The 21,306-nt window shown below is 60.5% G+C and carries 18 protein-coding genes; 13 read left to right on the forward strand and 5 right to left on the reverse strand.

The window, feature by feature from the left end:
* Positions 1–30: 30 nt before the first annotated feature.
* From infB to GTP55_RS04450, 6 genes are all read left to right on the forward strand, one after another.
* The gene (infB, locus tag GTP55_RS04425) at positions 31–2,919 is read left to right on the forward strand and encodes a translation initiation factor IF-2 (protein WP_161043753.1); all 2,889 of its coding nucleotides are present in this window, start codon (positions 31–33) and stop codon (positions 2,917–2,919) included.
* Positions 2,920–2,997: 78 nt separating this feature from the next.
* Positions 2,998–3,387, forward strand: a complete 390-nt coding sequence (gene rbfA, locus GTP55_RS04430; protein WP_161043754.1) for a 30S ribosome-binding factor RbfA — start codon at positions 2,998–3,000, stop codon at positions 3,385–3,387.
* A gap of 78 nt (positions 3,388–3,465) precedes the next feature.
* Positions 3,466–4,392, forward strand: a complete 927-nt coding sequence (truB, locus tag GTP55_RS04435; RefSeq protein ID WP_161043755.1) for a tRNA pseudouridine(55) synthase TruB — start codon at positions 3,466–3,468, stop codon at positions 4,390–4,392.
* Between the two features lie 88 nt (positions 4,393–4,480).
* Positions 4,481–6,313 (forward strand): translational GTPase TypA, encoded by a 1,833-nt coding sequence (gene typA, locus GTP55_RS04440; RefSeq protein WP_161043756.1) that lies wholly within the window; start codon positions 4,481–4,483, stop codon positions 6,311–6,313.
* A 685-nt stretch (positions 6,314–6,998) separates the two neighbouring features.
* On the forward strand, positions 6,999–10,094 hold the full coding sequence (locus GTP55_RS04445) for a TonB-dependent receptor (RefSeq protein WP_161043757.1): 3,096 nt from the start codon (positions 6,999–7,001) through the stop codon (positions 10,092–10,094).
* 133 nt (positions 10,095–10,227) lie between these two features.
* Positions 10,228–12,468 carry a DUF3141 domain-containing protein gene (locus tag GTP55_RS04450; RefSeq protein WP_161043758.1) on the forward strand — a complete coding sequence of 747 codons (2,241 nt, stop codon included), beginning with the start codon at positions 10,228–10,230 and terminating at the stop codon, positions 12,466–12,468.
* Between the two features lie 12 nt (positions 12,469–12,480).
* Here the strand turns inward: GTP55_RS04450 and GTP55_RS04455 are convergent, their stop codons facing one another.
* Positions 12,481–12,933, reverse strand: coding sequence for a GNAT family N-acetyltransferase (locus GTP55_RS04455; RefSeq protein ID WP_161043759.1), 453 nt, complete (start codon positions 12,931–12,933; stop codon positions 12,481–12,483).
* Between the two features lie 38 nt (positions 12,934–12,971).
* Between GTP55_RS04455 and GTP55_RS04460 the strand changes: the two genes are divergently transcribed.
* On the forward strand, positions 12,972–13,616 hold the full coding sequence (locus GTP55_RS04460; protein ID WP_229257727.1) for a hypothetical protein: 645 nt from the start codon (positions 12,972–12,974) through the stop codon (positions 13,614–13,616).
* Here the strand turns inward: GTP55_RS04460 and GTP55_RS04465 are convergent.
* Positions 13,613–14,347, reverse strand: coding sequence for a hypothetical protein (locus GTP55_RS04465; RefSeq protein ID WP_161043761.1), 735 nt, complete (start codon positions 14,345–14,347; stop codon positions 13,613–13,615). The two genes, GTP55_RS04460 and GTP55_RS04465, sit on opposite strands and share 4 nt — an antisense overlap.
* On the reverse strand, positions 14,334–15,089 hold the full coding sequence (locus GTP55_RS04470; protein WP_161043762.1) for a helix-turn-helix domain-containing protein: 756 nt from the start codon (positions 15,087–15,089) through the stop codon (positions 14,334–14,336). The genes GTP55_RS04465 and GTP55_RS04470 overlap by 14 nt, the downstream gene beginning before the upstream one ends.
* A gap of 179 nt (positions 15,090–15,268) precedes the next feature.
* Between GTP55_RS04470 and dusA the strand changes: the two genes are divergently transcribed.
* The 5 genes from dusA to GTP55_RS04495 all read left to right on the forward strand — a co-directional run bounded on the left by dusA (position 15,269) and on the right by GTP55_RS04495 (position 19,796).
* Entirely contained in the window at positions 15,269–16,294 is a 1,026-nt protein-coding gene (dusA, locus tag GTP55_RS04475; RefSeq protein ID WP_161043763.1) for a tRNA dihydrouridine(20/20a) synthase DusA, read from the forward strand.
* A gap of 338 nt (positions 16,295–16,632) precedes the next feature.
* The gene (locus GTP55_RS04480; RefSeq protein WP_202423527.1) at positions 16,633–18,384 is read left to right on the forward strand and encodes a methyl-accepting chemotaxis protein; all 1,752 of its coding nucleotides are present in this window, start codon (positions 16,633–16,635) and stop codon (positions 18,382–18,384) included.
* A 111-nt stretch (positions 18,385–18,495) separates the two neighbouring features.
* Positions 18,496–18,828 carry an energy transducer TonB gene (locus tag GTP55_RS04485; protein WP_161043764.1) on the forward strand — a complete coding sequence of 111 codons (333 nt, stop codon included), beginning with the start codon at positions 18,496–18,498 and terminating at the stop codon, positions 18,826–18,828.
* 68 nt (positions 18,829–18,896) lie between these two features.
* Positions 18,897–19,238: an energy transducer TonB gene (locus GTP55_RS04490; protein ID WP_110847039.1), complete on the forward strand. Its 342-nt coding sequence runs from the start codon at positions 18,897–18,899 to the stop codon at positions 19,236–19,238.
* 153 nt (positions 19,239–19,391) lie between these two features.
* Positions 19,392–19,796, forward strand: coding sequence for a hypothetical protein (locus GTP55_RS04495; RefSeq protein ID WP_161043765.1), 405 nt, complete (start codon positions 19,392–19,394; stop codon positions 19,794–19,796).
* A 336-nt stretch (positions 19,797–20,132) separates the two neighbouring features.
* Here GTP55_RS04495 and GTP55_RS04500 read toward each other — a convergent pair whose 3' ends face one another.
* The gene (locus tag GTP55_RS04500; RefSeq protein WP_161043766.1) at positions 20,133–20,582 is read right to left on the reverse strand and encodes a hypothetical protein; all 450 of its coding nucleotides are present in this window, start codon (positions 20,580–20,582) and stop codon (positions 20,133–20,135) included.
* A 185-nt stretch (positions 20,583–20,767) separates the two neighbouring features.
* On the opposite strand from GTP55_RS04500, the gene GTP55_RS04505 reads away from it, so the two are divergent.
* Complete coding sequence (locus GTP55_RS04505) at positions 20,768–21,175, forward strand: response regulator (protein ID WP_161043767.1); 408 nt, start codon at positions 20,768–20,770, stop codon at positions 21,173–21,175.
* Here the strand turns inward: GTP55_RS04505 and GTP55_RS30025 are convergent.
* Positions 21,172–21,303 carry a hypothetical protein gene (locus tag GTP55_RS30025; protein ID WP_267876837.1) on the reverse strand — a complete coding sequence of 44 codons (132 nt, stop codon included), beginning with the start codon at positions 21,301–21,303 and terminating at the stop codon, positions 21,172–21,174. The two genes, GTP55_RS04505 and GTP55_RS30025, sit on opposite strands and share 4 nt — an antisense overlap.
* Positions 21,304–21,306 lie beyond the last annotated feature (3 nt).

The raw sequence follows: 21,306 nt of genomic DNA on the forward strand, positions 1-21,306 counted from the left end.
ATCTCCGCGACACATAGAAAAGAGGACTGAATGGCGAGTAACAACGTAGCCCAATTTGCCACCGAACTGAAGATGCCTGCAGACTTGCTGCTGACGCAGCTGCGTTCTGCCGGCGTCGAAAAAAGTTCGGCGTCAGATCCATTGTCGAAAGAGGATAAGGATAAGCTGCTCGACCACCTGCGCCGGACCCATGGCGCCGGTGCTGAAGAGAAGAAGAAAATTACGCTGACGCGCAAGGAAACCACCGAGATCAAGCAGGCCGACGCCAATGGCAAGGCCCGCACCATCCAGGTCGCCGTCAAGAAAACGCGCACCTTCGTGCAGCGCGACGAACCGCTGACCACCACGCCGGCCCCGGCGCCTGCGCCAGTGGTCGATCCGGCCGACGTTGCGCGCCGTGAAGAAGACGCCAAGAAACAAGCGGAACTGATCGCCCGTCAGGAAGCGGAACTGCGCGAGAAGCAGGAGCGTCTGGCCAAGCTGGAAGCGGATAAAGCCGCCCAGGACAAAGCCAACGCCGAAGCCGCCGCCGCCGCCAAGAAGGAAGCGGAAGCCGAAGCCAAGGAAGAAGCCAAGAAAGCTGCTGCCGCCGCCAAGGCCGCGACCGCTGCGCCGACTTCGGCTGCGCCGGCCGCGCCTGCGGTCGACACCGCTGCGGAAGACGCGAAGAAAAAAGCTGCTGCCGACGAAGCCAAGAAAAAGGCTGCCGTGGCCGCCAAGGAAGCTGCCGACCAGGCCGCTGCCACGGAGCGCGCCCGTCAGGCCGTCGCCGACGAGGTCGCCCAGATCAAGGCCATGATGAACGCGCCACGCCGCGCCATCAAGGCGCCTGAGCCTGCGCCTGCGCCAGTCAAGCCAAAAGTTGCCGAAGGCACGCTGCACAAGCCAGCCACCGGCGCCACCGCCAAGCCGGGCGACAAGCCAGGCGACAAGAAACCTGCGGTTGGTACGGCGGACAAGAAATCGATCAAGTCGGCCAATGTGTCGTCGACCTGGTCGGACGACGCCAAGAAACGCGGCGCACCAGGCGGCCCGAACAAAGGCCGTAGCGGTCCAGGTGCTGGCACCGGTCGCGACAGCTGGCGCGGTGGCAAGGGCGGCGGTCGTCGTCATCATCAGTCGGATGATCGCGAGACCAACTTCCAGGCCCCGACCGAAGCCGTCATCAAAGACGTGCACGTGCCGGAAACCATCACCGTGGCCGAACTGGCGCACAAGATGTCGGTCAAGGCGTCCGAAGTCATCAAGCAGCTGATGAAGCTGGGCCAGATGTGCACCATCAACCAGGTGCTGGATCAGGAAACCGCGATGATTGTGGTCGAGGAGATGGGTCACAAAGCCCACGCTGCCGAGATGGACGATCCGGAAGCGATCCTGGCCGACCAGGGCGAGCATGCGCACTTTGAATCGGTGCCGCGCGCACCGGTGGTCACTGTCATGGGTCACGTCGACCACGGCAAGACCTCGCTGCTGGATTACATCCGCCGCGCCAAAGTGGCGTCGGGCGAAGCTGGTGGCATTACCCAGCACATCGGCGCATACCACGTGGACACCCCGCGCGGCATGATCACCTTCCTGGATACGCCGGGTCACGAAGCCTTTACGGCAATGCGTGCCCGCGGTGCGAAAGCCACCGACATCGTGATCCTGGTGGTGGCAGCCGACGACGGCGTGATGCCGCAGACCAAAGAAGCGATCGCTCACGCGAAAGCAGCCGGTGTACCGCTGGTGGTGGCGATCAACAAGATCGACAAACCAGGTGGCAACGTCGACCGCGTTACGCAAGAGCTGGTTGCCGAGAGCGTGGTGCCGGAAGAATACGGTGGCGAATCGCCATTCGTGCCGGTATCGGCCAAGACCGGCGAAGGCATCGACAACCTGCTGGAGCAAGTGCTGCTGCAAGCCGAGGTGCTGGAACTGAAAGCACCGATCGATGCGCCGGCCCGTGGCCTGGTGGTCGAAGGCCGTCTGGACAAAGGCAAGGGCCCGGTTGCGACCGTGCTGGTGCAGTCCGGTACGCTGAAACGCGGCGACGTGATTCTGGCTGGTTCCTCGTTCGGCCGCGTGCGCGCCATGCTGGATGAGAACGGCAAGCCGATCAACGAAGCAGGTCCTTCGATTCCGGTCGAAATTCAGGGTCTGACCGAAGTGCCGCAAGCCGGTGAAGAAGTCATGGTCATGGCCGACGAGCGTAAAGCACGTGAAATTGGTCTGTTCCGTCAAGGTAAGTTCCGCGACGTGAAACTGGCCAAGCAGCAAGCTGCGAAGCTGGAAAACATGTTCGGCCAGATGGCCGAAGGCGAAGTCAAAAACCTGCCGTTGATCGTCAAGACCGACGTGCAGGGTTCGCAAGAAGCGCTGGTCAGCTCGCTGCAAAAACTGTCGACCTCGGAAGTTCGGGTCCAGATCGTGCACGCTGCGGTCGGTGGCATCACCGAGTCGGACGTCAATCTGGCGGTGGCCTCGAAAGCAGTCATCATCGGCTTTAACGCCCGTGCTGATGCCCAAGCCCGCAAGCTGGCCGAGTCGAACGGTGTGGACATTCGCTACTACAACATCATTTACGATGCGATCGACGAGATCAAATCGGCGTTGTCGGGCATGTTGGCGCCAGAGAAGCGCGAGACCGTTATCGGTCAGGTCGAAGTACGCCAGGTTATCCTGGTGTCCAAAGTCGGCGCGGTTGCCGGTTGCCTGGTCACCGATGGCGTGGTCAAACGTTCGTCGTCGGTTCGCCTGCTGCGCAACAACATCGTGGTGTGGACTGGCGAAATCGACTCGCTCAAACGCTTCAAGGACGACGCCAAAGAAGTACGCGCCGGTCTGGAGTGCGGCCTGTCGCTGAAGAACTACAACGACATCCAGGTGGGCGACTCCCTGGAAGTGTTCGAAGTACAGGAAATCGCTCGTACCCTGTAATTTCGGACGCATACAGCAGCATCTGGTAAAGTGGACGGGGGCATCAGCTCCCGTCCACTTGCCGTTTATGGAATCATCATGGCAAAACATAGTAAAAACATCCCCCAGCGCGGTCTGCGCGTGGCCGATCAGATCCAGAAAGACCTGTCCGAACTGATCGTTTTTGAACTCAAGGACCCGCGCGTCGGCATGATCACGCTGGCCGAGGTGCAAGTCACCCCGGACTACGCGCACGCGAAAATCTTCTTCACCATGCTGAAGGACGATCCGGAGTCGGTCAAAAACACGCTGGCCGGCCTGCACGCCGCCGCCGGCTACCTGCGCAATATGCTGGGCAAGCGCCTGCATATCCACACGCTGCCGCAGCTGCACTTCGTGCACGACACCTCGGCCGCGCGCGGCATGGCGATGTCGGCGCTGATCGACCAGGCCAACAGCACCCGCTCGCTGGACGACGGCCAGGAGTAATCAACCGTTCTATGGGCTCCCGCCGGCGCGGGAGCGACCGTCGTTCCCGCGCAGGCGGGAACCTATGCTGAAGCGAATATGAAGCAAAACCATCCCAAAAAAGTCCGCGATCTGGTGGACGGCGTGCTGCTGCTCGACAAACCGGTGGGCTTTTCCAGCAACGATGCGCTGATCAAGGCCAAGCGCGTGCTCAACGCCAAGAAGGCCGGCCACACCGGCACGCTCGACCCGTTTGCCACCGGCCTGTTGCCGCTGTGTTTCGGCGAGGCCACCAAGTTCTCGCAGGACTTGCTGGAGGCGGACAAGGCCTACGACACCACCGTGCACCTGGGCCAGACCACCGACACCGGCGACACTGAAGGCGAAGTGATCGATACGCGCGACGTCAACGTCACGCTGGAGCAGATCCACGCCGTGCTGGCGCAGTTCCGCGGTCCGATCAAGCAGGTGCCGCCGATGTATTCGGCGCTCAAGCGCGACGGCAAACCGCTGTATGAATATGCCCGCGAAGGCATCACGCTGGAACGCGAAGCGCGCGACGTCACCATCCACAAGCTGGAGCTGATTGCGTATGACGCGCCGTTCCTGAAGCTGTCGGTCACCTGCAGCAAGGGCACGTACATCCGCGTGCTGGGCCAGGACATCGGCGAAGCGCTCGGCTGCGGCGCCCATCTGAACGCGCTGCGCCGCACGCAGGTCGGCGCGCTGACCACCGAGCACATGATTACGCTGGAGGAGCTGGTCGCGCACGCAGCGCCGCTGACGCTGCTGTCGCCGGTCGACGCGCTGCTGTCCAGCTTTCCGGCGGTGCAACTGAACGCCGAACTGGCCAAGCGCTTCCTCAACGGCCAGCGCCTGGCGCTGGGCAAGGAGCCGTCGGTCAGCGTGCCGGCCGGGCAGGGCAGGGTACGCGTGTACCTGGACGCCAAGCTGCTGGGCACGGCCATCCTCGGCGAGTACAGCATCCTGCAACCGGAACGATTAATCGCCTTTGTCGCCGAATAAAGCGATGAAGTTGCATCGCAACATGCTATACTAGCTGGCTACCCGTACGACTTGTACGCACCTGAAGTTTTTCCCCAAGATAACGACCATGTCTACTACTAAACGCGCAATTCGCAATATTGCAATCATCGCCCACGTTGACCACGGTAAAACCACCCTGGTTGACCAACTGCTGCGCCAGTCCGGCACCTTCCGCGAAAACCAGGCGGTTGATACCCGCGTGATGGACTCGAACGACCTCGAAAAAGAGCGCGGCATTACGATTCTGTCGAAGAATTGCGCGGTTGAGTACGAAGGCACCCACATCAACATCGTCGACACCCCAGGCCACGCCGACTTCGGCGGCGAAGTGGAACGTGTACTGTCGATGGTGGACTCGGTTCTGCTGCTGGTGGATGCCCAGGAAGGCCCAATGCCACAGACCCGCTTCGTGACCCGTAAAGCGCTGGCCCTGGGCCTGAAGCCGATCGTCGTGGTCAACAAGGTTGACCGTCCGGGCGCGCGCGCCGACTGGGCCATCAACCAGACCTTCGAACTGTTCGACAAGCTGGGCGCCACCGACGAACAACTGGACTTCCCGATTGTTTACGCTTCGGGCCTGAACGGCTACGCCGGCCTGACCGAAGACGTACGTTCGGGCGACATGAAGCCGCTGTTCGACGCCATCCTGGAACACGTGCCAGTCCGTGACGACAATCCGGAAGGCCCGCTGCAGATGCAAATCACCTCGCTGGACTACTCGTCCTACGTTGGTAAAATCGGCATTGGCCGCGTCAACCGCGGCACCATCAAGGTCGGCCAGGACGTGCTGGTCATCAATGGCCCAGGCGCCACCCCGATCAAGGGCCGCATCAACCAGGTGCTGAACTTCAAGGGCCTGGAGCGCGTGCTGGTGGACGAAGCCGTGGCCGGCGACATCTGCCTGATCAACGGTATCGATGAAATCGGTATCGGTTCGACGCTGTGCGCCACCGACACCCCTGATCCGCTGCCGATGCTGACCGTCGATGAGCCGACCCTGACCATGAACTTCATGGTCAACAACTCGCCACTGGCCGGCCGCGAAGGCAAGTTCGTGACCTCGCGCCAGCTGCGCGACCGTCTGGACAAAGAACTGAAAGCCAACGTGGCGCTGCGCGTTGCGCCAACCGACGACGACACCACCTTCGAAGTATCGGGTCGCGGCGAGCTGCACCTGACCATCCTGATCGAAAACATGCGTCGTGAAGGTTTCGAACTGGCCGTATCTCGTCCGCGCGTGGTGTTCAAAATGGTCGATGGCGTGCGCCATGAGCCGTTCGAGCAGCTGTCGGTTGACGTGGAAGAAGCCAACCAGGGCGGCGTGATGGAAGAACTGGGCCGTCGTCGTGGCGACCTGCAGAACATGGAATCCGACGGCAAGGGCCGTGTGCGCCTGGAATACCGTATTCCAGCGCGTGGCCTGATCGGCTTCCAGGGCGAATTCATGACCCTGACCCGCGGTACCGGCCTGATGTCGCACGTGTTTGATGCCTACGCTCCGGTCGACAACACCAAGGGCGAACTGGGCGGCCGTCGCAACGGCGTGCTGATCTCGCAAGATGACGGCGCCGCTGTTGCTTACGCGATCTGGAAACTGCAGGATCGCGGCCGTATGTTCGTGGTCCACAACGACCCGGTGTACGAAGGCATGATCATCGGTATCCACTCGCGCGACAACGATCTGGTGGTCAACCCGATCAAGGGCAAGCAGCTGACCAACGTGCGTTCGTCGGGTACCGACGAAGCCGTGCGCCTGGTGCCGCCGATCCAGATGTCGCTGGAATACGCCGTGGAATTCATCGACGACGACGAGCTGGTGGAAATCACCCCGAAATCGATCCGTCTGCGCAAGCGCTTCCTGAAAGAGCACGAGCGTAAGAAGGCTTCGCGCGAAGCATAAGCCGATCTTAGAGCGCTGTTAAAGAAACCGCCCGGTGCAAACCGGGCGGTTTTTTTTATTTCTGACGGTATTTTTTGCTACTTGGTGTTACTCGCAGTTACATTACGTTACGCAGGAATTTACATTTCGTTACCGGCGATACAAAACGGTGCATGACGATACAATGGTACGCATAGCGCGGATCGTCCGCCAACTGCACCATTCTGGGTGATGGCCTTTTAACTAAATTAAATTTCTAATTATTTGGTTTAATCTAATTTAAAACGCCGTTAAACCATGTTAAGTAAAATTTATGGCTAAAAATCACGGTGCACGAACGCTACAAAATGGTGATTTATTGCACTTATATGGTGCATTTTTCGACAAAACAACACTGCAACGTTGTATTAATGATGAAATTATTCCTGTGCAATTGACATCAGTTTGAGCAACATGGTCTGATCATTCCACGGGCTCATTCTTAGATTGTTAAGAAACGCCCTCTAAAAGTTGGTAGAAAAAGCGCTTTTTGGTTACAAAAAGTCGAATGACTAAAAAAGCTGGACGGTGGAAACACACCCACTCACCACCGCCAGCCTACTAATCGGGAATTGATAAAACTATGTTGAGAAAAACTGTGATCGCGCGCGCCTTAACCATCGCGTTTGGTAGCGTTATTGTCGCTGCGGGTGTCGTCCAGCCAGTTATGGCGCAGTCGAACTCCAGCGGTAACATCTACGGTTCGATCGATGCGCCTGCCGGCGCCTCGGTATCGTTGACCAATACCGAAACCGGTCTGAAGCGCGCCATCAGCCTGGACGCCAGCGGCCGTTACCAGGCCACCGCGCTGCCAGCCGGCCACTACCGCGTGGAGCTGCTGCGCGATGGCAAAGTTGCGCAAACCACGGAAGTGGATGTCCTGGCCGGCCAGGGCGCTAACGCGTCCTTCACCGCTGCGGCCGTCCAGGCCGTGCAAGTGACCGGTCGCCGCAACCGCATCGACGTCTCCAACACCAACAACGGCGCGATCTTCACCGCCAAGGAACTGGAGAAACTGCCGGTGGCCCAGACGTTGAACGCCATCGTGCTGCTGGCGCCGAACACCACCAAGGGTGACTCCGCGTTCGGCAATACCTCGTCGTTTGGCGGTTCGGGCGTGTCGGAAAACTCGTTCTACCTTAACGGCTTCCCGATCACCAATCCACTCAGCCAGCTGGGTTCGATGGAACTGCCATTCGGTGCGATCCAGCAAGCGTCGGTGATGACCGGCGGCTTCGGCGCCGAATATGGCCGTTCGATCGGTGGCGTGTTGAGCGTGACCTCGAAGAGCGGCACCAACACCTGGGAAGGCGGCGCGATGTACAGCATCGAGCCAGCCAGCATGCGCGCTTCGTATAAAAACATCAACTACGCCAAGACCGGCGACGTCAACAACGTCGGCACCGACGGCAAGCTGGACCTGCGCCGCGACAACCGTTCGGTCAGCAGCCAGCAGTATGGCGCCTACCTGGGCGGCCCGATCATCAAGGACAAGCTGTTCATGTTCATTGCCGGTGACCAGACCATCGGCAAGGATTCGTATGTCGGTTCGACCTCGGTCACCAACCCGGCCACCATCAACCAGAGCGGCTGGAACCGGAACCGTTCGCAGGAAAACCGCTGGTTGGGCAAGCTGGACTGGAACATCAATGACGATCACCGCCTGGAATTCACCAGTGCCGGCGACAGCAGCCAGACCCGCTACCAGAAATACGGCTACACGCTGAATCCGAACAATCCTAACGCTGCGGCGCAACTCGATGGCGTACCGAACGGCCAGTTGTACTCGTCGGCCGTGGGCAAAAACCTGGGCCCGACCGATCCTGAATTCCCAGGCACCCCAGGCGCTACCGTCAACATGCTGAAGTACACCGGCAACCTGACCGACAACCTGGTGATCACCGGCCTGTACGGCGTACTGAAGAGCAAACACGGCGTCAGCTACGAAGCACTGGGCGCCAATGCCGGCACCGGTGGCGTACCGCCGACCATTACCTACGGCACCACCGCCAAGTGGGGCGCGATCGATCCAGCGCTGTACCGCAACTACAATATCTTCCCTGGCTACATCAGCAGCCCTGGCGAAGATGAAACCAAAGCGGCACGTTTCGATCTGGAATACAAACTGGACAATCACACGCTGCGCGCCGGTATCGATTCCGCCAAGCTGAATACATCGGCTGCCGGTCAGGTCCGCAGTGGCGGCTCGTCGTGGGCATATAAATACGTTGGCGCCGCCAACGTCGGCCAGACCATCAACCTGTCGGGCGCCCGTCCTGGCAACGTCGCCGACTTCGGCGGCTCCGGTACCGCCGGCTACTACGTGTCGCAATCGATCTTCAACTCGCTGACCTCGGCTGCTGCGAAGCAATCGGCGCAGTATGTGGAAGACCGCTGGCAAGTACGCAAGGACCTGCTGCTGACGCTGGGTCTGCGTAACGATTCGTATAGCAACTCCACCGGTGACGGCGCCAAGTTCGTCGATATGAAGCACGAAGTGGCGCCACGCTTCTCGGCGTCGTGGGATGCCAACGGCGACGCCTCGCTGAAGATCTACGGTAGCGCTGGCCGTTACTACCTGCAACTGCCGACCCAGGTAGCTGCCCGTGCCGCCAGTCGTTCGACCTACACCACCCAGGAGTTCACCTACACCGGCATCGATCCGAATACCGGCGTACCGCTGGGCCTGAAGGCAGTCAACACCCCGGTCTCGTCGGACGGCGAATACGGCCAGGCCAAGAACGTGCAGTCGGTGGTGGCGGCAGATCTGAAGCCTAACTATCAGGACGAAATCACGCTGGGCTTCGAAAAAGCCTTCAGCCCTGACCTGAACTTTGGTATCAAAGGCACCTACCGCAAACTGGGCGCCGGTATCGACGACAGCTGCGACACCCGTCCGATTCTGAAATTCGCAGCCGAACACGGTATCGATATTCAGAACACCGGGGCCGTCAACTGCTTCATCTTCAATCCAGGCCGCGATGTCAGCCTGTGGGTGGACGGCAACGATGCAGCCGGTAATCCGGTGGTCACCGGCAAAGGCCAGATTGCCCACTTCAGCGCTGCGGAAATCGGCGAACCAGACGCCAAGCGTACCTACGCCGCACTGGACTTCTTCGCCGAGCACCCGATGCGCAACGGCTGGTATGGCCGCATCAACTATACGCTGTCGCGTAGCACCGGCAACATGGAAGGCCAGACCCGTTCCGACACCGGCCAGACCGACGTCGGCACCTCGGCAGGCTGGGACTTCCCAGAGTTTGCGCCAGGTTCCGATGGCCTGCTGCCGAACGACCGCAAGCATCAGCTGAAGATGTACGGCTTCTACCAGATCACGCCTGAAGTGACGGTAGGTGCGTTCGCGCTGCTGCAGTCGGGTCGTCCCAAGCTGTGCCTGGGCACCAATGATGCGTCCGACAACGGCAGCAACCCGGCGTACCCGCTGGGTCAGATCTACGGCGGTCCTGGTTATGGCGCCGAGTACTACTACTGCGGCGACAAGCCAAGCCCACGTGGCAGCCTGGGGCGTATGCCTTGGGAAAAACGTCTGGACCTGAACCTGGCTTACGCGCCGGCCTACCTCAAAGGCTTCACCGTGAAAGTGGACGTGTTCAACGTGTTGAACAAGCAAGTGCCGATCAGCACCAACCCAACCTATGACGACGGCGATAGCAGCGTGATCACCGCCAAATACGGTGAAGTGATGAGCTACCAATCGCCACGTTATGCCAAGTTCACCGTGGAATACAACCACAAGTTCTAAGCCTGTGTCATGGCGCCGGCAACAGGGCGCCACGTCACCGGAAACCGCAGCCTCGGCTGCGGTTTTTGTTTGCCTTTTCCGTTCCGCTGGGGTACTTTTGTGCGTGGCAGCATAAACGCAATGGAGGATCCCGGTGAGCGAAGACAAGAGCAATCCCTGGCTGAATTGGCCAGGCAATCCCTTCAACCTTGCCCAGCAGGCAAGCGATTACTGGATCGACGCTGCGCAGCGCTCGGTCTTGTTCATGGACGTGCTGCGCCAACGCGGCGATGAACGCAACCACCGTGCCGAGCAGACCGCGCCGCACGTGCTGACTTTTGCCTTCGACGTGGTGATGGACGGCCGTCACCTCGAGCGTCCAGTCAACTACGGCCTGCTGCACATCCAGCAGCCGGACGGCGTCCAGCCCGATCCCACCAAGCGCCCGTTTATCGTGTTCGATCCGCGCGCCGGCCATGGTCCCGGCATCGGCGGCATGAAGCACGACAGTGAAATCGGCGTGGTGCTGAAAGCCGGCCACCCGTGCTATTTCGTCGGCTTCACGCCGCACCCGGTGCCCGGCCAGACGATTGAAGACGTGTGCCGCGCCGAAGCGCAATTCATCGCCAAAGTGGCCGAGCTGCATCCGCACGCCGACGGCAAGCCGGCGCTGATCGGCAACTGCCAGGCCGGCTGGCAGATCATGATGACCAGCGCGCTCAATCCCGACCTGGTCGGACCGCTGGTGCTGGCCGGTGCGCCGCTGTCGTACTGGGCCGGCGTGCGCGGCAAGAATCCGCTGCGCTATCTCGGCGGCATTCTCGGCGGCACCTGGATGACGGCACTGGCGGGCGACCTGGGCAACGGCATTTTCGACGGCGCGCAACTGGTCGAAAACTTCGAGAAGATGAATCCGTCGAATACACTGTGGAGCAAGAACTACAACGTCTACTCGAAGATCGATACCGAAGCGCAGCGCTTCCTCGACTTTGAAAAATGGTGGGGCAATCCGGTGCTGCTGAACGCCGGCGAGATGCAATACATCGCCGACTCGCTGTTCGTCGGCAACCGCCTGAGCGACGCCGCGCTGCTCGACAGCGCCGGCCACCGCATCGATCTGCGCAACGTGAAGTCGCCGATCGTGGTGTTCTGCTCGTGGGGCGACGACATCACGCCGCCGCAGCAGGCGCTGGGCTGGGTGCTCGACCTGTACGAGGACGACGCGGCGCTGGTGGCCGGCGGCCAGACCATCATCTATTCCATGCACCAGAGCATCGGTCACCTGGGCATCTTCGTCTCGGCCTCGGTGGCCAACAAGGAGCATGAAGAATTCACCGCCGCGATGGACATGATCGACATCATGCCGCCCGGCCTGTACGAAGCGGTGTTCCTCGATAAAGACGAGGAAATGCTGCAGGCGGAAATCGCCGCCGGCGACCTGGCGGCCGGTGACTACGTGATGCGTTTTGAACGCCGCAACCTGGATGCGCTGCGCGCGCTGGGCGGCAACGACGTGGCCGACGAGCGCCGCTTCGCCACCGTCGCCCGCGTGTCGGAAATCAACAAGGGCCTGTACCAGACCCTGCTGAGTCCGGTGGTGAAAAGCCTGGTCACCGAGACCAGCGCCGAACACCTGCGCGAGGCCCATCCGCTGCGCATGCGCTACACCGCGTTCTCCAGCAAGAACCCGCTGCTGAACCACATTCCGGCGCTGGCCGAGAAGGTGCGCGCCGAACGGCGGCCAGTGGCCAAGGACAATGTGTTCATGCAGCTGCAGGAGGCGTGGTCGAAGCAGATCGTCGAGTCGCTGGACCGCTACCGCGATCTGCGCGACCAGCTCACCGAAAGCACCTTCCTCGGCGTGTATGGTTCGCCGTTGCTGCAGTCGCTGGTGGGGCTGAGCACCGATGGCGGCAAGCCGCGCCGCATCGGCCGCGACATCGCGCGCGAGGCCGCTGTCACCGCGCACCGCGCGGCGGCGGCGTTGCTGACCAAAGAGGGCGGCACGACCGAGGCCATCATCCGCGGCTTGCTGTACATCTTCCGCAGCCCGGAAATGAGCGCGGCCGACGAGCGCGCGTTCGCGGCGATGCGCCAGCTGCGCCTGCGCACCACGGACGACAAGGAGATGAGCGTAACCGTGCTCAAGCGCATCCTGCGGGAACAGTATGTGATGTTGCAGCTGAACGAGGCGGCGGCGCTGGCGGACTTGCCGCTGTTGTTGCCGGAGGAGCCCGAAGCGCGCGCGACCGCGCTGAGCATCGTGCGCCAGGTCGCCGGCGCCACCGGCACGCTGACCGGCGACGCCGCCGCGCGGCTGGAGCGGATCGCCGACATCTTCGGCCCGGCGGCGCCCAAGCTGGCGGTGGTGAACGGCAAGAAGAAGGGGGGCTAGGCCGGCAGCAGCCTAGCGCAGCTGCTTGCGCATGAAGACGCTGCAGGGATCGTCCGGATAGTCGCCGTACGGGCCGCAGCGCTCAAAGCCGTGGCGCTCGTAGAGAGCGAGCGCTGCCGGCTGCGACGGCCCGGTTTCCAGCACCATCAGCGGACAGCCGGCGTCGCGCGCGGCCTGTTCCAGCGTTTCCATCAGCCGGCCCGCCAGCCCCTGGCCGCGCGCCGCCGGCTGCACGTACATGCGTTTGATCTCGCCGTATGCAGGGGACAGCACCACCGCGCCGCAGCCGGCGATCACGCCGTCCACGCCGCGCGCCACGGCGAACTTTACTTCCGGCTGCATCAGCGCATTCAGGTCCAGCGCGTAGACGGATTCCGGCGGATACAACGTCAGGTGGTAAGCATCGAGATCGGCGATCAGGGCGATCACGTCCGGCTGGTTGGGGGATTCAAAGGTGATGTGCATGGAGCTAGTATAGCGGCCGTCACGGAGCGGCGTATCGCGTGGACTGGAAAAAAACTACGCGTTACCATTCATGCATGACCCCGCCTACTGCTCCCCACGCGCCCGCCCGCACGCCTGCCCGTTCCATTGCCATGCTGGTCGCGATGCTATTGCTGTCCGGCCTGGTGACGGTGATCGCCGCCTACCTCGCGCTGGAGTGGATGCCGTGTCGGTGGTTTGGCTCCAGTTTCGAAGGCGGGTGCGGTTACGGGGCCATGTGGACCGCTGCCGGCATGGCCGTGTTGCTATGGCCGCTGTTATTTCTCGGCGCCGCCGCACTGTATTTCAGGCGGGGGCGGGACGCCACGCCGCCACCGGTGCCGATGGCAGACGCGCCGTCAGCACAACTGGTGAAACTATCGCGCGTGGTGCTGGGGCTGACCTTGCTGATGCAGCTCATGCCGCTGCTGCTGGCGTTGGCCCACGTTGATTTGTCGCTGGTCGCCGATATGGCATTGCGGTGGCTGACCTTGCTCATGCTGGTGCTCAACGCCGTGTTTGTCTACCTGATTGCCGTGCACAGCCATCGACAGCTGCTGGCATTGGCGCTGGCGCTGATCGCCGTGCTGTTTGGCTGGATGGGGGCGGCGGGCGTCGGCATTTACCTGCATAGCCAACTCCGCCGCTCCCCGCCTGCCGGCTAATCCTTCGAGCCGGGCGAAATGGTTTTGCTGACGTTGCCGCGTTCGTCCAGCATCTGGATCAATGGCGCGCCGTCTGCGCTTACCAGCAGCATCATGCGCACGCGGCCCTGGGCGTCCTTCAGTTGCAGCGCCGAGCCCTTGTCGCGCGTATTGCCCAGCCAGATGCGGTTGACGCTCAGGCGTCCTTCGTCGCTCAGCTTTTGCCAGTAGGCGTCGCGCTGATCGGCCGGCAGCTTGCGCGCCTCCTCGCCGAAACGCTGGATGTCGGCCATCGAGGTTTTCTGGAAGTAGGGCACGTCGTTGATCCTGACACCGGTCTGCCGGTGGTTGGCGCTGTCGTTATTCAACAGTTGCAGCGCCTGGTCCTGGCGGAAGCGGTCGAAGGTCAGCGACAGGCCGGACGAGACCTTGCCGTCGGCGCTGATGCTGCCTTTCTGGATCAGGCCGCCGTTCTCGGTGCCTTCGTCATTAATGAACAGCATGCCGGCGAAGGCGCGGCGGTCGGGCCGCTCGCCCTCCTTGCCCTGCATGAAATCGCCGGGGAACTGCGCGCGGTTGGAAATCACCAGCCGCCTGGTGCCGTCCGGCTCGACGACGTTGATGCGGCCGACGGTGATTTCGTCAAACGCGGCCAGCTTGCCGGGATCGCGCGCGCCGGTCAGCAGGACTACCGCGATGAGGCCGCCGGCCATGGCGGCGGCGCCGGCCAGGAAGGTCTTAAGCTGCGACATGGCGACCTCCACCGGCTTTGCGCATGCGCCACTCGACCACTGCCAGCAACAGTCCACTAAACATCAGCAGCGCGCCGAGGTATTGCAGGAGGATGTTTTTTGACGAGTGGACATAAGTCACATCGACCAGTTCAAATTTGCGTTTGCCGTTGCCGGCGGGCTCGAAAAACACGCCGCCGCGATTGCCCCAGACCTCGATGGTCTGCACCTTGCCGCGGTTGGCCTGGAACTCGGCCTGCGAACGCATCGACTCTTCCATGGTGATAATGCGCGCGGCCATTTTGAGATCCTGGATTTTGGGGAACTGTTCGAAGATCTGGTCCGATTCGCCGTCCAGAATCACGCCCTGTGACTTATATTTGTACAGATTATTGGCGAAGAAAATGCCATCGTTGGCAGCGAGCATCATCGCAAAACCGAGCAGGCAGGCCGCCGCCGCACCCCAGATGTATTTGCGGGCGTCATGCAAACGCCGCTGCACTTCGCCGTTGAGGAACTGGCTGACCTCCGGAATATGGCGCAACGAGCTTTGCAGGATCGCCCGGTCTATATCGGCCAGCAACTCCTGTGGCGCCAATTGCAGCGCCTTGACGATGCTGCTGAACATATCGGCCGACGGCTGCGACTTGTCATTTTCCAGTTTGGACAGATACGACTGCTCAATGCCGATCGCTTCCGCAAACTGCGGCTGCGTCAGATTTCTCGCTGTGCGGATCTGCTTCAGCTTTTCTCCAAAATTCATACTCAAGACCTTTCGACGGTGAACATGGAACGTATTCTTGGGTATTCATGCAAGAATGGAAAGGTGAATATGGTGGAATATGCAAGAATATCGTTACCCGGCGGCGTGACAGGCCCGGCGGCAGGCCGGCTTTTCGCTGTATAATGACGACCCCCTGATTGTTTACTTCAGTTGCCTCCATGACCATCATCACTTTGCCGACCGCCGACCAAGCACCCGTAGTGCCAAGCCGCCGCCTGTCCGTTGCACCGATGATGGACTGGACCGACCGCCACTGCCGCGTATTCCACCGTCATATCAGCAAGCACACCTGGCTGTACACCGAGATGGTGACCACCGGCGCGCTGGTGTATGGCGACGTAGAACGCCACCTGCGCTTCAACGAGGAAGAGCATCCGGTGGCCCTGCAACTGGGCGGCAGCGACCCGACCGACCTGGCCACCAGCGCCAAACTGGGCGAGCAGTGGGGCTACGACGAGATCAACCTCAACTGCGGTTGCCCGTCGGAGCGCGTGCAGAAGGGCGCGTTCGGCGCCTGCCTGATGGCCGAGCCGCAACTGGTGGCGGACTGCGTCAAGGCGATGCGCGACGCGGTGTCGATCGACGTCACCGTCAAGCACCGCATCGGCATCGATGACGTGCAAAGTTATGACTTCGTCCGCGATTTCGTCGGTAAAGTGGCGGATGCGGGGTGTACCACCTTCATCGTCCACGCCCGCAATGCGATCCTGAAAGGGCTGTCGCCGAAGGAAAACCGCGAAATCCCGCCGCTGAAGTATGACTATGCGTACCAGCTCAAGCGCGACTTCCCTGACTTCGAAATCATCATCAACGGCGGCATCAAGACCGAGGCCGAAATCGATGAGCACCTGAAGCATCTGGACGGCGTGATGCTGGGCCGCGAGGCGTATCACAACCCGTTCGTGATGGCCAACTTCGACCAGCGCTACTACGGCGACAGCCGTGCGCCGCTGACCCGCGACCAGGTGCTGGAAGCCATGATTCCCTACATCCAGGCCCAGCTGGCGCAGTACGGCCCGCTCGGCCTCAAGCTCAATTCCATCACCCGTCACATGCTCGGCATCATGACCGGCCTGCCGGGCGCCCGCGCCTTCCGTCAGACGTTGTCCGACTCCAAAAAGCTCGCCCTCGGCGACGCCAATCTCCTGCTCGAAGCCGCAGCCCGACTGCGTATTGCTGCGTAGAACTACGTATATTGACAAACTTTCATTGGCTGTGGTGGCATTTCCACACAGAAAGTTCGTTTGCGTATTTTCCGGGCAGTAATTGCTTGCTTTGAGGCAAAATTTGCATCTATAATTCCTGAATATACACACATATCCACCGACTTTCGTGATGTATTGGGGTTCCAAAAAACGACACGCTGGCTGCTGGTGGAGCTGCAAATTTTTGCATTCGCAGTCATTGTTTGCTACTGTCACAGCTTATTACTTAGCAGCAAGGGTTTTGTTCCGATGACATCCCAAGCGTTGTGTCATCCATGGCAACTTCTATCAACTGTGTCACTTAAGAAGAAGACGAAATGAATTTAGCAAAAATGAAAGTCGGTACCCGCCTGGGCCTCGGATTCGCCCTGGTGCTGGTATTCCTGGTGGCCGTGACTGCTGTCGGCATCCTGCGCATGTCGCAGATCCAGAACCGTCTGGACCACGTCATCAGCGTCAACAACGTCGTCTCCCGCCTGGTGGTGGACATGCGCAACAACGTCGCCGAGCGCATCAACTCGCTGCGCGTGCTGACCATGATTGCCGATCCGGCCGACATGGAACAGGACATGAAGCGCATCAAGGAACTGTCGGTTACTTATACCGAGTTCCAAAACAAGCTGAGCAAGCAGTTCGCGGAGGAATCGCTGCCGGAAGAGAAAAACCTGCTGGTCGCAGTCAAGGAAGCGGAAGCGGTCGCCATGCCGGCCATCGCCAAGGCCTCGGAACTGTGGCTGGCCAGCAAGCCTGAAGAAGCCACCCGCGTGCTGGTGAAAGAAATTCGTCCAGCCCAGAAAAAATGGATGGCGTCCCTGGAGCAACTGGGCGCGCTGGAAGACAAGATGAACGCACAGATGCAGGTGGATGCCGCCAATGGCTTCTCCAGCGCCCGTACCTTTATGATCATCATGGGCCTGCTGGCCGTGGCGATCTCGGTCGTGGCTGCGCTGGTCATCACCCGCGGCCTGCTGAAGCAGCTGGGCGGCGAGCCGGACTACACCGCCTCGATCGCCGGCAGCATCGCCGCTGGCGACCTGTCGATCTCGATCAACACCACCGGCGCCGACAAGAACAGCCTGGTCGTGGAAATGCGTGAAATGCGCAACAGCCTGCGCGACATCGTCAGCCAGGTGCGTACCGGTACCGAAACCATCGGCACCGCCTCGCGTGAAATCGCCGCCGGTAACGTTGACCTGTCGTCGCGTACTGAAATGCAGGCATCGTCGCTGGAAAAAACCGCATCGGCCATGGACGAGCTGACCTCGACCGTGAAACAGAACGCCGACAACGCCCGTGAAGCCAACCAGCTGGCCTCGGCCGCTTCGGATGTGGCGGTCAAGGGTGGCCAGGTGGTATCGCAAGTGGTCGATACCATGAGCTCGATCGATGCCTCGGCCAAGAAGATTGTCGACATCATCGGCGTGATCGATGGCATCGCTTTCCAGACCAACATCCTGGCGCTGAACGCGGCCGTGGAAGCCGCCCGTGCCGGTGAGCAAGGCCGTGGCTTCGCCGTGGTGGCGTCGGAAGTGCGTAACCTGGCGCAACGTTCGGCCGGTGCGGCAAAAGAAATCAAGATGCTGATCGATGACTCGGTCGAGAAGGTCGGCGCCGGCACCAAGCTGGTCGGCCAGGCCGGTGTGACGATGGACGAGGTGGTGTCGTCGGTGCGCCGCGTGACCGACATCATGAGCGAAATCGCCAACGCCAGCCAGGAGCAGAGCGCCGGTATCGCCCAGGTCAACCAGTCGATCATCGAGATGGACAGCATGACCCAACAAAATGCCGCGCTGGTGGAAGAAGCCGCCGCCGCAGCACAAAGTTTGCAAGATCAGGCCAGCGAGCTGTCGCGCGTGGTCAGCGTCTTCAAACTGGTGGAAGGCGAGGAGCGCGCGCCTGTGGCAGCGCCTGCAATGGCCACCAGGGCAGCCGTGGTCAAGCCCATCACCGCCGCCCGTGCGCCCGTGAAGAAACTGGCGGCCAAGCCAGCGCCTGCACCGGCCGCCAAACCGAAAAAAGTCGCCGCAGCAGCCAGCACCGCCGGCAGCGATGAGTGGGAAGAGTTCTAAGCAGTTCTGAAAAATATTTGCCGCAGTCTGCCGTCCGCTGTTGTGGACAGATGGCCCGCTGTGGAGTTCGTTTAACCAGTCATTAATAACAAATTGTTGGGAAATCGTAATATGAACAAGTCTGTATTCGCCGCTGTCATCCTGTCCGTCGCCACCTCGGCTGTGTTTGCTGCTGAAGTGCCAGCCTCGCTGTCCGACAAAAACTGCAAAGCGGAATATCCAAAAGCCTCGCTGCTGAACGAAGAGCAGGGCGACGTCTCGATGGCCTTCCTGGTCGGCGCCGACGGCAATGTGATGGATTCCAAAGTGGAAAAGTCGAGCGGCTACAAAAACCTCGACAAAGCCGCGCTGAAAGCACTGAGCGCCTGCAAATTCAAACCAGGCACCAAGGATGGCGCTGTAGCCCAGACCTGGACCAAGGTCGACTACAGCTGGAAGCTGTAATTAGTCTCAAACAGGCTCTGCATGGGTAGAGCCTGCACGCCGGATTCTTACACTTTTGGGGAAATCAGATGTTTACAAATAAGCGTTGGTTGAGTGTGATCGCAGCTGTGTTGATGTCGGGCACCGCTTTTGCCGCTGAAGTTCCGGCATCGTTCGATGCCAAGAACTGCAAGGCTGAGTATCCAAAAGCCTCCCTGATGAATGAAGAGCAGGGTACCGTGTCGATGTCCTTCCTGGTCAAGCCGGACGGTAGCGTTGCTGATTCCAAGGTCGACAAAAGCAGCGGTTTCAAGAATCTGGACAAGGCCGCCATCAAGGCGCTGAGCGCCTGCAAATTCAAGCCAGGCACCAAGGACGGCGCACCGGCCGAAACCTGGACCAAGGTTGATTACGCCTGGAAACTGGACTAATCTGGCTGAAGGCGGCCGCGTGTTGAGCAAAAAGGAACCGACTGCGGTTCCTTTTTTTTTCGGCTGTCATGACTGTTGTAAGCAACTGTAATGGCGCAAGAGTGCCACGCGAGTTCCTTATATAGTACGATCTGGATTAAGGAGAAAACCGCCATGAAAACACTTGTTATCGCCGTTGCCGCGCTGGCGGCGCTGACCGGCTGCGCTACGCAGCGTCCAGCTTATTACACCACTGCCCGCGTGCAGGACCCGTATCAATGGCATACCGTGTCGGTGCTGCCCTCGGGTTCGCAGGCGCAGTCGGGCACGTGGACCGAGGAGCTGCCGGCCCAGCCGCAGTCGCGCGTGGTCTACAGCACCGAACCGGCCTACAGCACCAGCACGGTGTATGTAACGCAGCCGACCTACTATGCGCCGGCACCGGTATATTACGCTCCGGCGCCATCCTATTATTACCCGCCGGTATCCATCGGCCTCGACTTCTCGTTTGGCCGCTGGTGCTGTGGCGGTGGCCGCGGTTGGGGCGGTCGCGGCTGGGGTGGCTACCATCGCCGTTAATCAGGTTGCGGATGCAAAAATCCCGCTGGCGCTTCACGGCGCCCGGCGGGATTTTTTTTGACCGGTGTGGAATGGGTTAAACGGCCGTGCTTAACGCAGTACGTAGATCGATGCCTGGTTCAAGACGCTTTCCGAGCATAACTCGTAAGCCGAAGCGCCTGCCACGACAAGCAGCAAAGCACCAAATGCAATGTGTAGATAGCGTGCCATCATGACGGGCTCCTGAAGGAAGGGAACTGGAATGACTTCAGAATAGTCCACAATCCATATCGCCGGCATCAGCCGAATGTCCGACAAAATGTAGGACAAAAGCCCGTCTCTAGCTTTTCAACAACTTTATTTGGTTTTCCACAGCGTGACCGGACCGGCGGGCGCGGTGTCGAGCGCGTTGGACACGCTCAGCCATTGCTGCAGGCGTTCCGGGTGTTTCAGGTGGATGCCCATGCCGTCGATGATGCCGATCTGTTCCAGCATGCTGGCGCTGATCTTGGCCTTGGAGACGGTGGGGGCGCCCATGACCATGCGGTCGTAGGCCTTGCGTGCCTTGTTTTCCCACTTGTGCAGGCTGGTCTCGTCGAACCGGTTGGCTTCGAAATAGACGGTCAGCGTGCCATCGGGGTTGCCGAAACCGACGATGCCGGCACCCATGCGGATGGCGGCGTTGTTGCCGGCGTCAAATGCTTCGGACGGGACAAACACTGCGGCGCGGCCGTCGGTGTCCGGGCGGCCAATCGGCGTGTCTTTGCTATAGGTGCTGACTTCAATAACAGGTTTTTCTTGGGACATACACTTATGCGTTTTCGGGGGATAAGTCGAGCTGACGGCGGTTTTGCATGGGGATGCAAAGTTCATTCTATTGTAGCGTTAACCTAGTTCCAACGGGCAATAGACGTGGTCAAAATGTTGTAACGTTACGCATTGGTAACGACATTCGGCTATAGTTTGCAACATGATAGCGACAGGAGGCCGGCATGCCCGCACACCAGCGACTAAGCGTTTTCATCATCGACGACGACGGCATGACGCGCAGCCTGTTGCGCGTGATTATCCAGGGCGACCACTACGATGTGGTGGGGGATGCGGGCACCGCTGAAGCCGCGCGGCTGCGGCTGCTTTCGCTGCGCGCCGACATTATTTGCCTGGATGTGGTGATGCCGGATGGTAATGGCCTGGAGCTGCTCAACTGGATCAGTGAAAAGCAGCCTGCTGCGGCCGTGCTGATGGTCACCGCCAGCACCGACCGCAGCACGGTCGAGCAATCGCTGCGTAACGGCGCCAGGGGCTACATCGTCAAACCCTTCAATCCCGGCACCGTGATGAATACGCTGGATAAAATCGCCGCCCAAATTCATGCCCAGCGCATTGCCGGCAAAGCTTAAAGATAGCGCACGATGGCGCCAATGCTAGCCACGGCGAAGCCCGCCATGCGCCAGGTGAGCTGGTAGACGGCATCGGCCAGTTCGGCCTTGGCAGCATGGTCATGCTGGAGGCTGAGAAGGACATCCACCTT

Origin of the sequence: Duganella margarita (genome assembly GCF_009857535.1) — a bacterium.
Classification (GTDB): Bacteria; Pseudomonadota; Gammaproteobacteria; order Burkholderiales; family Burkholderiaceae_D; genus Rugamonas; species Rugamonas margarita.

Coding starts and splice junctions, on each gene's coding strand:
- infB (WP_161043753.1), top strand. CDS start 31: ATGGCGAGTAACAACGTAGCCCAATTTGCCACCGAACTGAAGATGCCT.
- GTP55_RS04445 (WP_161043757.1), top strand. CDS start 6,999: ATGGCGCAGTCGAACTCCAGCGGTAACATCTACGGTTCGATCGATGCG.
- GTP55_RS04490 (WP_110847039.1), top strand. CDS start 18,897: ATGTTTACAAATAAGCGTTGGTTGAGTGTGATCGCAGCTGTGTTGATG.
- GTP55_RS04455 (WP_161043759.1), bottom strand. CDS start 12,933: ATGCACATCACCTTTGAATCCCCCAACCAGCCGGACGTGATCGCCCTG.
- truB (WP_161043755.1), top strand. CDS start 3,466: ATGAAGCAAAACCATCCCAAAAAAGTCCGCGATCTGGTGGACGGCGTG.
- GTP55_RS04470 (WP_161043762.1), bottom strand. CDS start 15,089: ATGAATTTTGGAGAAAAGCTGAAGCAGATCCGCACAGCGAGAAATCTG.
- GTP55_RS04485 (WP_161043764.1), top strand. CDS start 18,496: ATGAACAAGTCTGTATTCGCCGCTGTCATCCTGTCCGTCGCCACCTCG.
- dusA (WP_161043763.1), top strand. CDS start 15,269: ATGACCATCATCACTTTGCCGACCGCCGACCAAGCACCCGTAGTGCCA.
- GTP55_RS04465 (WP_161043761.1), bottom strand. CDS start 14,347: ATGTCGCAGCTTAAGACCTTCCTGGCCGGCGCCGCCGCCATGGCCGGC.
- GTP55_RS04500 (WP_161043766.1), bottom strand. CDS start 20,582: ATGTCCCAAGAAAAACCTGTTATTGAAGTCAGCACCTATAGCAAAGAC.
- typA (WP_161043756.1), top strand. CDS start 4,481: ATGTCTACTACTAAACGCGCAATTCGCAATATTGCAATCATCGCCCAC.
- rbfA (WP_161043754.1), top strand. CDS start 2,998: ATGGCAAAACATAGTAAAAACATCCCCCAGCGCGGTCTGCGCGTGGCC.
- GTP55_RS04505 (WP_161043767.1), top strand. CDS start 20,768: ATGCCCGCACACCAGCGACTAAGCGTTTTCATCATCGACGACGACGGC.
- GTP55_RS04495 (WP_161043765.1), top strand. CDS start 19,392: ATGAAAACACTTGTTATCGCCGTTGCCGCGCTGGCGGCGCTGACCGGC.
- GTP55_RS04480 (WP_202423527.1), top strand. CDS start 16,633: ATGAATTTAGCAAAAATGAAAGTCGGTACCCGCCTGGGCCTCGGATTC.